Genomic DNA, 14,635 nt, shown 5'->3' on the forward strand with positions numbered 1-14,635 from the left:
AGTTATGTTTTATTGTGCCAAGTTTCTATTATCGCTGGTTGTTAATTCGTGCAAGCAGGTCACCTCTACAGGTTGAATTAACCCACAGCAAACCCTGTATATTGCCTCACAAAAGGTTCATGAAATGCCAAAACAATATCCTCTTTTGGGACACCCAACTTGACCAATTCATTGGCTATACCAATTTCTGTTCCATCATACTGTATCCAAATTTTCCCATTTTTAATATTCAGATGCAATACGCACCCATACATCGGCTGGCGATTTTTCCAACCCGTATAAACAACCTGATAATGATCCCGTTCTTTGTCAAAAATTAGTTCTGTTTCCACTTCGTCATCCGATGGACTTCCTTTCGCATAGTCACTTAATAACTGTTGGATGTAGGTACGATATTGTTCGATCATTTCCATTCTAAAACCACCTCATCTTTAGGCTCATAAACCAGCAACCTGAGTTGAAAGCGCTCAATGATAGTTTCCACAAATGGCAGGTTAAAAAATGTTTGATAAGTACCTAGGGGAACAGCTAAATATAAAACCCTGTCCGGCTGTTGTTCTTCTAAAGCGACACGATAGTTAAGAAATTGACCGACAGCCGTATGAAATTCAGAAATATTTGACGGTGTAATAAAGCTTTTAATCTCAACCGCTATCTTTTCTTCTCCTTTCTCCGCCGCTATGAGTCTTTCTGCGCCCAAATCGATTCGCATATCAACCCTACCTGCTCGAATTCTCAGAGGATCATCGGTAATCACCCAACCCTCTTTTTCCAATCCGTTTTTAACTGCATCATGAAAAAGATCTTTAGCCACTATCTAACTAATTTTGCAATTTAGTATTTTGGGTTTTAATTGTAGCACGAATACCATCCTGACTTGCAGTGAAACGTTAGCACAATGCCAAGGATGATCAATCTGCTTTTACTCAAAACTTTTGCGCTGATCTGACCAACGCTTAAGGCTATATTTATTCTCACCCGCTAGGACTAACGCCGCCGTTCCCCCATCACCCAAATCCGCGATCGCAGTCAGTGATGTACTCCCATGGGTGGAAAATTCACTGTAGAGTAACGCCCCCTTCTCCGAAAATATTAATGTCCGAGGTTTATATTGCTGCGTGTTCGTTTCCGGGCGTTTGATATTCAATGTTTGGCTGGTACTCGATAGATCCTCATACAGGGTTAAAACAGCTTCCGGTTCATTATTCCCGGTCAAATCCAGAGGCTGTACTAACCAATGTCCGATCTCTTGCAGCATCATCGGGATAGTGGGTTCGACTTCGGGCGATCGCTTGCCACTTTTGACTAATTCCTGCCACAGTGTTGGTAATATTGCCGCTACCCATTGCGGCTGAAGTTGGTTGAGATCCGACAAGCTAATTGAACCGGGTTCTAGCCAGCGTAGCGCTGTTTGAGAATATGCCATAGGACGGCTATTTTCTGGGCTAGGTAAGGCTTGTCCTGCGGCTAAAAGCTGGATCACACCCTCTCGATAGGACACCGCTTGGACAGTCGCGACGATAGTCTCCTGGCGTCCCTCCGCCGACCAGACGGCGATTTGCAGGCGCGGATCAGTATCTAAGCCGAGATATTGCCAAAGACGCTGAGTTGGTGCAACGGTTGGTAATTGCAAGTCTCTAAATGGCGTTTGACGCCAGCGCTGACCATCATTAAACGCCGCCACTTCTATCTGATACCAAACCTGTTGGGGTGCTTTTTGGAGAACTAGGGATTGGGGATTAGGGATTGAGGATTGGGCGGTGAATGATACAGGAAATGTTGCTGTACCATTTCCCACTTCCGGTTGTCGCCAATCTTCAGGCTTGACAGTTTCAATCGATTGTGCAGTACCTAAAATTTGACTTAAATGAGGGATGATGGGTGGGGCTTGGGCTAACGCGACATCCAGAGAATCGAGATAAGCATAAATCTGGGCATCATTATCCAGTTGAGGCTGATCGGATTCTGATTCAGGGGGTGGGAGTTGCTGCAACCAAGAAATGGCTTTAGCCCGCCCTTCTTGGGCGGCGAGAATTAAAGCCCCCCAGGTTTTTACTGTGCGATCATTAGGACTAATATTGAGGGCAGCTTCTACCCGTCGCCATAATCCCTCTGTATCGGTTTTGAGTAAATTGGCAATGTCTTGGGCGGAACCATTCAAGGCGGCGGTTTGAAATACCTGCAAGGCATCTGTCCAGCGTCCATCAATGAGATAGGCTAGAACTTGTTGTCCTTGACTTGCCCAAGTTTGGTTGGCTTGGGCTTCAGTAAATTGGGCATGAAGTCGAATCACATCCAGTTGCGCTTGGACTGTCGCCGACTCAGTGTTTTTCTCATCTTGTTGCAATCGTCGATATGCCAAAGACCATAACCCATTCCGGGCTAACATTAAGGAATTGCGATAGGTGGGACTATCGGAAGCCAATGTATTCAGAGAAATTTCGGTTAATTGAATTGGATTGAGAAGAAACTGGCGAGGTTGAACCTGGTACACCTGGAATTTGGGTTCTAAACCCACCGTTTGATTAATCACTAATTCTGGGGTTGATTCACCGGTGACTTGTTGCCAATAGGGTGGACTATCCGTGGGACTTTGCCATTCCAACAGAACACTCAGGTGCATTTGTTCGGGGTTGTAATGGAGTATTTGTCCGTAAGTTTTCGGGGATTCATCGGTGAGGCGAACTCCCCAAAGGTTAAACCAAAATCCTGTGGCGGGGGCTTTATTTTCTAAACGGTTAAATTGAGTAAAGGCTAGGGAACGAGATGCACTCCCATTAATTGCGTCGGTGGAGGAGAGGACAAAATACTCTTCGGGTTCGTTGATGGCTAGCTGAGTGACCAGTTGGTAAGCGAGGTCTGTTTTCTGGAATTCGACGGGTTGATAGAGTCTCAGTTCGACAATTTTTTGGCAATTGGTTTGACAGTTCGGTTGAGATTTTAATATCGGTAATAGGATGGGGGTTTCTCTATAGGTTTCCCCTGTATTGAGTGATACAAGTTCTCCAGCAATTAACCCATTTTGGCGCAACTCGTCGCGTATCGTTGCCAGGGTTTGCGGGGGTGAAGCATCGGCGATGGGAATCTTTGTCCATCCGGGTAAGATGCGATTCAGCCAGATCGCCGCATTGGGATCAATCATCAGGCGAATCCCTAGCCATATTCCCCCAGTAACGATCGCACCCGTGGCGATTAATGCTGCGATCGCACCGAATGCGACTAGACAGCCATTAGCTGAGGATTTTTTCTGGACTCGTCGTCGTTGGCGTCTCTTTGTGACTCCGGACAATCGCTTCCCCCTTTCACCTGCTGACCTATTATCACCGATCATCGCTGCACTGAATTAGTGATTGTTTGACACTCCCCCGGTTAAAACGCGGGGGATTCTTCCGTCACAGGGAGGCAGAGTTTATCGTCTTCTAGGACGGAACCTTTACCCTCAGAAAGCTTAACCACCGTGTGTCCCACGGCTGTCCTACCTCTAATCTCGACTACTTGAGCGGCGGCAACATCCCGATTAGCCGTATACCCGCAATGCTGACACTTGTGTTGCAAGGTGAGCTGTACATACCAACCGGATGCCCGTTTCACAATCCGTGCCTGTTTGATGAGTGCATCATCAGGTATTGGGCGGGATTGGTTGAACTTGACTAACCCAATTTTGGGTAGCTTGACATACCTTCCCTCAATGGGCTGATTGTTCAAACTGGGAAACACGAATGACCGCATCCGACCCGCTTTCTTGTACCGTGGAAATCCCCGCCCATTCTTCCACATCCCCTCAAACGCTAACTGTAGCCGCTTGAGGGTTTGCTGTAGCACTTGTGAGTGTACCTGTTTTAGCTCAGGGATACTCTTTTTAGCTTGGGTTAGATTTTCACATTGACTTGAATAATTAGGCGCTTCTTTGTCGGCTGGTATGATGTACTCACTTTTAATTGAGCAAGCATTTACCGGACATTTGCGAGAATTAACCCAATTCTTGCGCTCAGTTAAAGCGTAGTTGTATACCCTACGGCACTGCTCTAGCCATTCCTCAAAGATGGTTATTTGAGCGCTAGTTGGTTTTAGTTTAAACTCGTAAATTAAAGTAAACATTTGCTAGGGCGTTTGCCATGTATCTAACACTCATTATACTACACTATTAATTGAGTGTTATCAGGATAGATTAAACTCGCAACTAAAGTTGCTTTGCTGAACGCAACGCGAAAGTTTCATCCCCTGGTTGAAACACAGGGGCTTTCACCATCGCTATCCTGTAACGACGCGATCGCACTTTTATCTGAGGTGTCGTCTGGGAAAAAAGGGATAAAATTCCCAGGGGTAATGTGAGGTAAACCCGTGATAATAAAGATCATCAGCGAGAGTAGGGTAATAGAAACGATAATTAGGTTAGTTAGGTTAGAACGGCGAATTCCCCCTAAGACAATTAGCGTCAAGATAACCACTGTAACCAGCGCCATGGGAACTAACCATTGATTCGTATCCAGACGCAATGCATTTAACAAATAACCCGCAAAGCCCAAAGCCGCCGTCGCCGCTGATGCTGTTTTCGCTAAGAGGAACATCCAACCGGCAGTAAAGCCCAGCCAAGGGGTAAGATAGCGATAACCATATTCATAAGTTCCCCCACTAACGGAATGATTCGCCGCGAGTTGGGCGCTACTTAACCCATTACAGGCGGCGAGTAAGGCTTGCGATCGCGACGGCTAAGATTACCCCGGTTCCAGCGACGCCAGCGGCGATACCAATACTGACAAATACCCCGGTTCCCACCATTGAACCCAGTCCGACTAGGATAGCACCCCGGAGATCCAATTCTCGTTTTAGCGAGGGTGGCGCGTTGGATTTTGGCATAAAGATACTTCCCTGAGTAATCATTATGCTGCTTATCGTACCAAGTATGATGGGGTAGAATTTCGTGTCGAGTGATCTACGATACAGGCGACAAGAAATTGAGGGGATTTTGGCTTAATGGCACTGAAAAACGTGCATTTTGGTATCGCCGAAATCCTTAATATACTGTAGGGTGGGCAATGCCCACCAGCCTGAATTCAGTGCAATAAAATTAGCGCGATCGCTCTCTTTTTTACCTAGATTCAGGTTATGATAGTAAGGTGGCTACTGTGACTACTTGTGAACTTAAGTCTTTGAATGTTTAGTCTTTATCTGGTGTGGCTACCTTAAACCTTACTTTAATATCGGAATGGCAAACATGCTTAAAAGCAGCTTGAATATTTGGTAGTTTCTCTTCAACTAATTTTAACAAAGTTTTGGTATGAATTCCTATGCAAGCAACCTTGCCATCAAAGGATATTAAATGACACTGCTGTCTAAGCATTTCACGACATTCACCTCCTCTTGAATTAAAATACAAACTAAGACATGATTTTTATAGGCTTCTTCAGGACTAATTGACCATTGAACTGTATCAATACTGCCATACCGTGATTTAACTTGAATGCCAACATCCGGTGCACAAGTCAGCATAAAATCAACTTTACCGTCACCACCTAACCGTTGTTCATAGTCAATCTCAGTCACCCAATCACCTAAACGCGCTTTAACAACTTCCTCAGCTAGTTTTCCCTTCAGGTTGTTAATAAAGACATCACGAACGGAAGAATTGCGTTTATACTTTTCCGCCATCTGCCAACAAAAGTCTCTTAGCTGTGTCAATCTCTCACCGGAGATAACCGTTAACTCGCTGTGCTGTCCTTCTACATCACAATGCAGCAGATGTCCAGATTTCAGCCGTTGAATAAAATCGGTTTGTTGCGATCGCAGTAAAGTAATCCAGTCCATGATCCGTTTGAAGGTAATGGTTTTCTAGCTATTATCTCTAGGTTTCAGTAGTTTTATACTATTTGGCTCATCAAAGTTTTCATGGTTATCCATAGTGTCTAAAATCGCTTCCTGTTCCTTTAACGACTCAATATTGTTGCTCAACTCCACTGTGTTTCTAGATACTCGATTGAACGATAACCAAACTACGGTCGTAGTGAAACTAGCTCCTATAATCACCGCTAATGGTAAAATAACACCATTTTCAGTCATCGAAACTAATGGAATGCAAATCCCTAGCATTCCCGTGGCAAATCCCCAGATAATGGCAGTGGCGGCAAGTTTAAATCCTGCTCCTTCAGTTTGACGTATCATGAGTATTTTTCACTAAGGTGTTGCTCCAAGTTTCTAAAAGTCTAGACCCATTTACCCATAACTGGACTTGTGCTAGACAAAACCAGGTCATCCTTTAACCTGAGAAAGCTCTGTTCTACTCTTGTTTTGGTGTATTACAGTGGGATATCCTGGAAAATATCGACATCGCAAATTCGACAACAGATATCAAACCTGCGTAGGCAGGTTTCGTTTGTGTAGCTGCGGTTTTAACCGCCAAGCTATCTTATTTTTTCTCCACCAGCCTACGCACCAACGTGGCTAATTGTTCCGCACTATCCGTTACCGCTAACGATGCAGCTTTTTCTGCCATTTGCTGGAGAATTTCGGGAGATTTGAGCAAATAGGAAACCTTACTTTCGAGTAATTCGGGGGTGAGTTCAGATTGAGGAAAAACAAGAGCCGCTCCCTTTTGGGCAAAACTAGCGGCATTAAAGCTTTGGTGATCTTCTGCGGCGTAAGGATAAGGAATTAAAATAGCCGGTGTCCCCGTTATCGCCAGTTCCGTTAACGAACCTGCACCCGCCCGACTAATGGCTAAATTCGCCCGTTGTAGTAGGGCTGCCATGTTGTTATAAAAAGGCATTTCGATATAGTGGGGATGCTCTAAAGTGGAAGCGTCTGGATCTTTCTCGCCGGTTAAATGTACCATCCAAGCGCCCAATTCAAACCAAGTCTTGGCGCATTGACGCACGAGTTGATTCACACTCACCGCTCCTTGGGAACCGCCAACCACGACGATTAAAGGCACATTTTCGGGAATCGGTAAATCTAAGGGCTGAGGCTTCCTAAAATCAGCCCGAACGGGTGTACCAACGGTGACAGTATGGGCTTTGGGTAAATACTTCGAGGCGGCGTCAAATCCTAGCGCCACCTGATTACACAAGGGACTCAGCCAGCGGGTGACTTTTCCGGGAATGGCGTTGGATTCGTGTAAAATAACAGGCAATCCCTGTAAACGTGCCGCGACGATCGCAGGTCCTGCAATATAACCGCCTGTGGTAAACAGAGCATCAAATTGCCGGGTTTGGATGAGTCGCTGCACCTGTCGAATAGAACCCACGAGGCGTCCAAAAATGCGAACTGTATTTAGTCCCAAAGGTTTCTGAAAGCCTTCGACAGGAATCTTGTGCAGGGGATAGTGTTGGGGAATCACCGATTGTTCCACACGGTTCGGCACGCCCAGCCACTCAATTTGGTACTCTGGTAACTGTTGAGCTAGCGCCAGCGCCGGAAATAAATGTCCTCCTGTGCCACTGGCAGCAATCAATAAGCGAATTGGAGTGTCAGCCAAGGTCGTTGTTCCTCCTAAAGGCGACTATTCTGTCGAGTTAAAATCGAGAATTGGTAGTAAAGCAAGCGAATATACCATTTTATCTGTCCAATTGGAAGCCAATTTCTTTATTAAACTATTTCCTACGATGCCCCTAATGCACCATCCGGTCAATTTATTTCGTCGCGTTTCCCGTTCCTTGAGTGTCCTTTTCACGGGATATAGAAAACCTCTCTCCATCCCCCCTTGCCCCCCTTTGAAAGGGGGGTTAGAGAGCGGCTTTGAATTCTCCCCAGGGTGTGAAAAGTCAGGTTCCTTGAGTGCGAAAACCAAGGCGTATTCCCTGAATGGGTCAATGATTTTGTTCTTGGCGGTGGGTTTAACTGTGGGATGGGCAACCGCGACAAAAGCAGAAGATCCCGCAACCGCCCCACCTCAGCTAAAAGAACTCCTGGCGCAAATCGATGCAGCAGCAAATCGCCAAGATGTGCAGGGTGTGATGCAGTTCTATAGCCAGGATTTTAAACATTCTGATGGCTTGACTCACGTCCAGATGGAGGAAGCCCTGAAGCAACTGTGGGAACGCTATCCCCAATTGATGTATCGCACCGAGTTACAGTCTTGGGAAAATCAAGGCGATGGTATGGTGGCGGAAACAGTAACCACCGTAACCGGAACTCAGCCAAACGGCGGTACGATGATTAAACTCGAATCCACGTTGCGATCGCGCCAACGCTACGAAAACCAAAAAATCGTTTCCTCGGAAATTTTGGCAGAACGTTCCCAACTCACCTCTGGGGTCAATCCCCCTAACCTGCAAGTGATTCTACCGGAACAGGTGCGTATTGGTCAGTCGTTTAACTTTGATGTGATCGTCCAAGAACCCCTAGGAGATAACCTGCTATTGGGAACAGCCTTAGAAGAACCGATCAGTCGCGATCGCTACAGCCAACCCAGTGACTTTGAATTGGATTTACTATCCGCAGGCGGCATCTTTAAAGTGGGACGAGCGCCCTTAAACCCCCAGGATCGCTGGATTTCAGCCGTATTGATTCGGGGTGATGGGATGACTATGATTACTCGACGCTTGAATGTTGTTGATCGGTGATTGGCGAACATTTGATCTGGGGGTTGGGCGAAGCATTCGCGTTGAGAGTTTAGTAAACAACCGATATATTTGGGCGCGAATGCTTCGCCCCTACATACCAATGACGCATGACGCATGACGCATGACGAATACCGTTAATTATTACTTCTGGAGAACCGACGGTGCATCTAAAAAATCTGTTACCGAACTATATCAATGGCAAATGGTGTCCCTCCAGCGCCACCGAATCGCTTCAGGTTGTTAACCCAGCTACGACTGATGTCTTAACGCGAGTTCCTTTATCGCCTAAAGATGATGTAGAAGCGGCGACGGAGGCGGCGGCTGTCGCTTTCACAAATTGGCGTCGGATTCCTCCACCAACCCGAGTACAATATCTGTTTAAACTCAAGGTTTTATTAGAAGACAATTTAGATGAATTAGCCCGTACAATTACCCTGGAATGCGGTAAAACCCTAAAGGAGTCAAAAGCAGAATTACGACGGGCAATTGAAAATGTGGAAGTCGCCTGTGGTATTCCAATGCTGATGCAGGGATACAATCTAGAAGATGTTGCCCGAGGGATTGATGAAATCATGATTCGTCAACCGGTGGGAGTGACAGCCATTATTGCGCCATTCAATTTTCCGGGTATGATTCCCTTCTGGTTTTTACCTTATGCGATCGCCTGCGGGAATACCTGTATCGTTAAACCCTCGGAAAAAGTACCGTTGACGATGCAAAAGGTGTTTGAATTATTAGAGGCGACGGGATTACCCAACGGAGTGGTGAATCTGGTGAATGGGGCTGCTTCGGTAGTGGATGCGATTTTAGAACACCCAACCATTCGCGCCATTAGTTTTGTTGGCTCATCCCCGGTGGCACAGTATGTATACAGCAAAGGAGCCGCCCACGGCAAGCGAGTGCAATGTCAGGGAGGGGCGAAAAATCCCCTCATTGTCCTCCCCGATGCGGATATGGAAATGACAACTCGAATTGCTGCCGATAGTGCCTTTGGCTGTGCGGGACAACGTTGTCTGGCGGCGTCTGTGGCAGTTACAGTGGGGGAAGCACGGCATAGTTTCACAGACGCGATCGCGTCAGCCGCTCAAACTCGTGTCGTTGGCTATGGGTTGGATGAAGGGGTGGAAATGGGACCGGTGATTAGCCGTGACAGTCAAAGCCGGATTGAGGGATTGATTCAACAGGGCGCGGATGAAGGAGCAAAGGTGTTAGTAGACGGGCGCAATGCCAAGATTTCCGGTTATGAGCAAGGGAATTTTATTCGACCCACAATCCTGCAAAATGTCAACCCCGACAGTTCTATTTCTCAAACTGAAATATTTGGTCCGGTGTTAAGTTTAATGCATCTCGACACTATAGAGGACGCGATCGCATTGGTGAACCGGGGTCAATGGGGCAATATGGCATGTTTATTTACCACCAGTGGTGCAGCAGCGCGACAGTTTCGTTATGAAGCCGAAGCGGGGAATATTGGCATTAATATTGGTGTAGCTGCACCGATGGCATTCTTTCCGTTTAGTGGTTGGAAAGATAGTTTTTATGGGGATTTACATGGACAGGGGCGACAAGCTGTGGAGTTTTTTACCCAGACAAAAGTTGTGGTAGAACGCTGGTTTCAAGATTGGTCACGTCAGTTCTAAAGGAACCTTAAAATAGACCTACTGGTGAAGCACCGAATGAATTAAACTATCAATCAGGCGATCGCTATCCATTGGCATTAACTCCTTCCCATGCAGAACCTCCTGCGTCAACACGAATGCAATAATCGACCCGACAAAAATTCGGGCGCTGGCTTGAGGATCAGCAATCTTGAGTTGTGGATGAGATGCAAAGTACAGCGTTAACGTTTCCAGGGCGGGTTTGGTAATATTGCTGACAAACACTTGCGCCAGGTGAGGAAAGCGTCCCGACTCGGCAATTACCACCCGGACAAAGGATAAATATTCTTGATCTGTAGCAATGCGACTTAGCCCAGTTTTAACCAACTGTCGCAGCACAGTTTGGGGTTCTCCTTGTAGCGGTACAGAACCAAAGACTAACTGAAACCGCCCTTTTGCCATACGCTCTATTAACGTGGTGAATAGAGTTTCTTTGTCTTGAAAATAACTATAGAGGGTTTGCTTAGACACCTTAGCAGCGGCGGCGACTCGATCCATGCTTGTCGCCGCATAGCCGTGTTTGAGAAACTCTTGGGTGGCTCCGTTGAGGATTTGTTCGGCTTTATCGACCCTACTCTTTCGGTTTGATTCGCTGTTTTTTGATCGTGACATGGTTTGGAAATGTGGTACTGCTCAGACTATAGGGTTCCTGGTACTCGCGAAGTCAGACGTCAGCCTTAACACCCGCCAAGAACTCAAGTTCTTGGCTAAAAACTCAAGTCAGCTAAAGCTGACTGAATAAGAGATAAGAGTTGTAGTCGTCTCCAGACAAATGCCAGCTTTTGGTTCCTTGGGTTGAAACCCAAGGCGGTTGGTGAAACGAGACTGATGCTTGACTTTATCAAACTGTACAGTCTACTATAACAATATATAGACCGTACAGTTTGGTTTGATATAAAAAATTTCAAATCCAGCACTTAAACGGTCGTCACCCCCTCTTATTTAATAACCCTCCCCTCGCCAGAGAGGTAAATACGATGACTCAGACCCTCTCACCCCGCGAAGAACAAGAGCAAAAAGCCCCTGAATCAGGCAAATTTGCCAAACCCAAGGGCAAACTCTCACCCCGTTTGCTCATCCCAGCCGGGTTGTTAATCGCCGGTGTCGCCGCCGCAACCTGGTATTTTTTAACTCCATCCCCAACCGATGAAACCCTGCAACTGAGTGGTCGCATTGAAGGCTACGAAACGGATATTGGTGCGAAAGTCCCCGGTAAAGTCGAGTCGGTTGCAGTACGGGAAGGGAATAACGTCAGCGCAGGTCAAACCATTGTCAGGCTTGATGATGATGAAATTCAAGCCCAACTCAGACAAGCCAAAGCCCGGGTAGAAGCGACGCAACAACAGGAACGCCAAGCGCGTCTACAGATTGATGTGCTGATGAGTCGCCTGCAAGAAGCCACCCTAAATCTACAACAAACTCAACAAAACGCCAGTGGGCGCATTTCCCAAGCCAATGCTAGCGTCGCGACGGCTGAGGCGCAACTCAGCCAAGCCATAGCCCAGTTGCAACAGGCTCAAGCTGAATTAACTCTAGCCAAAACCGATCGCGATCGCTTCACCCAACTCCTCAGAGGTGGCGTGATTTCCCAACAGCAATTCGACCAAGCCCAAACCAAAGTAAACACCCTGCAATCGGCTGTCGCCGCTCAACAAGCCGTGGTAGAAGCGAACCGCAGACAAGTTAACGCGGCTCAAGGGGAACTCGAACAAGCCCAAACCAGCCGACTGAATCCCGCGATCGCTCAAGCGCAAATCAACGCCCTCAACAAGCAGCTAGACCAAGCCCGCGCCCAACTCGCCGCCGCCGAGTCTGACATCAAACAAGCCCAAGCCGCCCAGGATGCGATCGCAGCTAAAATAAACGACCTTACCCTCACCAGTCCCATTCAAGGCACCGTCTTGACTCGCACCGTTGAACCCGGAGAAGTGATCGCAGCGGGTCAACACCTGATTACTGTACTCGATCTAGATGAGGTTTATTTACGCGGCTATATTCCCGAAGGCGATATTGGCAAAGTTCGGGTGGGTCAAAAAGCCAAAGTTTATCTAGATTCATTCCCAGAACAACCCCTAAGTGCAACGGTAACCGAAATTGACACCCAAGCCTCTTTTACGCCAGAAAATATTTACTTTAAAGAAGATCGCGTCAAGCAAGTCTTTGGCGTAAAAATTAGGATTGATAATCCCGAAGGATTTGCCAAACCCGGAATGCCAGCCGATGCAGAAATCCTGTTAGAGGAAGAGGTTCATTCGTAGGGGCATGTAGGGGCATGTAGGGGCACGTAGGGGTTTGTAGGGGCATGTAGGGGCGAAGCATTCGCGCCCAGATCCGTCGGATTCCTACTAAACTTTCAACGCGAATGCTTCGCCCAATCCCCAAATATCAATGAACAATAAACAATGAATGACCACCATGTAATTCAAGTTCAAGGATTATACAAACGCTACGGCAAACTCCTCGCCGTCAAAGGCATTAATTTTACAGTTCAGCGCGGGGAGATTTTTGGCTTAATTGGTCCCGATGGCGCGGGAAAAACCACAACCTTCCATATTTTAGGTGGGGTGATGGACGCATCAGGAGGACAAGTAAAAATCCTGGAAAAATCCCCGCGTGACGCCCGCATTTTAAGTGGTTATTTAACCCAACAATTCTCCCTTTACCTCGATCTAAGTATTGATGAAAACTTGCGCTATAGTGCCGGATTGCGTCAGGTTCCAGCCGATTTATTTCAGCAGCGCCGCCGCAAATATTTGCAGTTAATGAATTTGCAGCAATTCGCTGATCGTTTAGCGGGACAACTTTCTGGGGGGATGAAACAAAAACTAGCCCTCTGTTGTGCGCTCATCGCTCAACCGGAGGTTTTGCTCTTAGATGAACCGACAACAGGGGTTGATCCGGTATCTCGGCGGGAATTCTGGGATGTTCTGGCTACTGTTGCGAGTGAAGGTGTAACCATTGTAGTCGCGACGCCCTACCTCGATGAAGCCGAACGGTGCGATCGCATTGCGTTAATGTATGAGGGTCAAATCCAGGAAATTGGTACGCTTTCCCAATTGCGAGAGAGTCTGGGATTGCAACGACTGGAGGTGCGAACGGCGAATATTGAAGCGGCTGAGGCGGTTTTGCACGATGAGACGATACCCACTCAACAGACTTCCATTGTTGATGTGCAAACCTTTGGGGATAGACTGGATGTGCTGGTGGAAGACGCGACGGATGGAGAAGCAGAAATTCGCGATCGCTTGCGTCAACAGCAATTAGAAATAAACAGTATTCAAATCGCTGATCCCACGTTAGAAAACGTCTTTGTTAAACGTCTGCGGGCGGCGGGGAAGGAACCGGAATTTATCCCCTTTCCTCGGCACAAAGATTGTAGAGACGTAGCATTCTACGTCTCTGCTCAAGGAGGCGATGGGGTTAAAACGGGTAATCAATCATCGTCTATCTCTGCCAATTCTATTGCGATTGGGGCGAATAATTTAAAGAAATTATTTGGTGAATTTCAAGCCGTTAAAGGTGTTAATTTAGAAATTAAATATGGAGATATTTATGGATTACTCGGAGCAAATGGTGCAGGGAAAACAACAACCATTAAAATGCTGTGTGGCTTAATTCCGGCGACATCGGGAACCATGTCTTTAGCCGGACAAACTCATAACCTCCGCAGTAGCAAGTTGCGGCGACGCATTGGGTATATGAGTCAAAAATTTACCCTGTATGATGACTTAACAATCATCCAGAATCTAGAATTTTATTGTGGAGTTTACGGTGTACCCCGGCGACTACGCCCCACGAAGATTGATTGGGTATTAGCCACTTGTGGGTTAGTCGGAAAAGAGAATATCCTCACCGGGCGATTACCGGGGGGATGGAAGCAGCGAGTGGCGTTTGGTGCGTCGGTGATGCATGAACCGGAAATTTTTTTTTTGGATGAACCAACCTCCGGGGTTGATCCGTTGGCGCGGCGTCAGTTTTGGCGGTTTATTAATCAGTTTGCCCGTTCAGGAACGGCGGTGTTAGTCACAACCCATTATTTGGAAGAAGCCGAACAATGTAATCGCATGGGGTTTATGGTGGCGGGTGAGGTAGTGGCGCAGGGTTCGCCTAGTGAAATTAAAGCCGCACAACCGGGTCAGTTGATTGAGGTGGTGACTGACCAGACGCAAAATGCCTCAAACTTACTCAAAAGTAAGATAGACTCATGGCGGGTGTCAATATTTGGCGATCGCTTGCACTTGGTTCTGGATCATCCCGATGGGGAAATCCCCCAAGTCCGCTCTGTGTTAGACGATGCAGGTATTAAAATTGAGTCGTTGCGATCGATTCCGTTTTCTCTAGAAGATGCTTTTATTGGCATTGTCCAACGCACCCAGTCACCCTCAGTCGATTAATTGGTAATATAGTCTAATCAGCAAA

At 46.9% G+C, this 14,635-nt stretch carries 12 protein-coding genes and 2 pseudogenes; 4 read left to right on the forward strand and 10 right to left on the reverse strand.

The annotated features are described in order from the left end of the window. Window positions 1-77: 77 nt before the first annotated feature. From ACLGGO_RS07390 to murG, 9 genes and pseudogenes are all read right to left on the reverse strand, one after another. Window positions 78-413, reverse strand: a complete 336-nt coding sequence (locus tag ACLGGO_RS07390) for an element excision factor XisI family protein (RefSeq protein ID WP_446336107.1) — start codon at window positions 411-413, stop codon at window positions 78-80. After that, window positions 404-817, reverse strand: a complete 414-nt coding sequence (locus ACLGGO_RS07395) for a XisH family protein (RefSeq protein ID WP_446336123.1) — start codon at window positions 815-817, stop codon at window positions 404-406. The genes ACLGGO_RS07390 and ACLGGO_RS07395 overlap by 10 nt, the downstream gene beginning before the upstream one ends. 105 nt (window positions 818-922) lie before the next feature. Continuing rightward, complete coding sequence (locus tag ACLGGO_RS07400) at window positions 923-3,289, reverse strand: hypothetical protein (RefSeq protein WP_446418815.1); 2,367 nt, start codon at window positions 3,287-3,289, stop codon at window positions 923-925. Between the two features lie 80 nt (window positions 3,290-3,369). Next, complete coding sequence (locus tag ACLGGO_RS07405) at window positions 3,370-4,098, reverse strand: RNA-guided endonuclease InsQ/TnpB family protein (protein WP_446418816.1); 729 nt, start codon at window positions 4,096-4,098, stop codon at window positions 3,370-3,372. A 182-nt stretch (window positions 4,099-4,280) separates the two neighbouring features. After that, window positions 4,281-4,857: pseudogene (locus ACLGGO_RS07410) on the reverse strand (APC family permease); the annotation flags it as partial. Window positions 4,858-5,158: 301 nt separating this feature from the next. Further along, on the reverse strand, window positions 5,159-5,341 hold the full coding sequence (locus ACLGGO_RS07415; protein WP_446418817.1) for a hypothetical protein: 183 nt from the start codon (window positions 5,339-5,341) through the stop codon (window positions 5,159-5,161). A gap of 8 nt (window positions 5,342-5,349) precedes the next feature. Next, window positions 5,350-5,805 (reverse strand): annotated as a pseudogene (locus ACLGGO_RS07420) (tetratricopeptide repeat protein); the annotation flags it as partial. A gap of 24 nt (window positions 5,806-5,829) precedes the next feature. Continuing rightward, on the reverse strand, window positions 5,830-6,159 hold the full coding sequence (locus ACLGGO_RS07425) for a hypothetical protein (RefSeq protein ID WP_446335536.1): 330 nt from the start codon (window positions 6,157-6,159) through the stop codon (window positions 5,830-5,832). A 244-nt stretch (window positions 6,160-6,403) separates the two neighbouring features. Continuing rightward, complete coding sequence (gene murG / locus ACLGGO_RS07430; RefSeq protein ID WP_446335537.1) at window positions 6,404-7,471, reverse strand: undecaprenyldiphospho-muramoylpentapeptide beta-N-acetylglucosaminyltransferase; 1,068 nt, start codon at window positions 7,469-7,471, stop codon at window positions 6,404-6,406. On the opposite strand from murG, the gene ACLGGO_RS07435 reads away from it, so the two are divergent. Continuing rightward, window positions 7,461-8,558: a nuclear transport factor 2 family protein gene (locus ACLGGO_RS07435; RefSeq protein WP_446335538.1), complete on the forward strand. Its 1,098-nt coding sequence runs from the start codon at window positions 7,461-7,463 to the stop codon at window positions 8,556-8,558. The two genes, murG and ACLGGO_RS07435, sit on opposite strands and share 11 nt — an antisense overlap. A gap of 161 nt (window positions 8,559-8,719) precedes the next feature. Next, window positions 8,720-10,198, forward strand: a complete 1,479-nt coding sequence (locus ACLGGO_RS07440; RefSeq protein WP_446339293.1) for a CoA-acylating methylmalonate-semialdehyde dehydrogenase — start codon at window positions 8,720-8,722, stop codon at window positions 10,196-10,198. An 18-nt stretch (window positions 10,199-10,216) separates the two neighbouring features. Here ACLGGO_RS07440 and ACLGGO_RS07445 read toward each other — a convergent pair whose 3' ends face one another. Further along, window positions 10,217-10,828, reverse strand: a complete 612-nt coding sequence (locus tag ACLGGO_RS07445; protein ID WP_446418818.1) for a TetR/AcrR family transcriptional regulator — start codon at window positions 10,826-10,828, stop codon at window positions 10,217-10,219. Window positions 10,829-11,193: 365 nt separating this feature from the next. Between ACLGGO_RS07445 and ACLGGO_RS07450 the strand changes: the two genes are divergently transcribed. Then, the gene (locus ACLGGO_RS07450; protein ID WP_446418819.1) at window positions 11,194-12,474 is read left to right on the forward strand and encodes an HlyD family secretion protein; all 1,281 of its coding nucleotides are present in this window, start codon (window positions 11,194-11,196) and stop codon (window positions 12,472-12,474) included. A 144-nt stretch (window positions 12,475-12,618) separates the two neighbouring features. Beyond that, on the forward strand, window positions 12,619-14,610 hold the full coding sequence (locus ACLGGO_RS07455; RefSeq protein ID WP_446418820.1) for an ATP-binding cassette domain-containing protein: 1,992 nt from the start codon (window positions 12,619-12,621) through the stop codon (window positions 14,608-14,610). The last annotated feature ends 25 nt before the right edge of the window (window positions 14,611-14,635 follow it).

This window comes from Coleofasciculus sp. (assembly GCF_046565525.1).
Taxonomy (GTDB): Bacteria; Cyanobacteriota; Cyanobacteriia; order Cyanobacteriales; family Coleofasciculaceae; genus Coleofasciculus.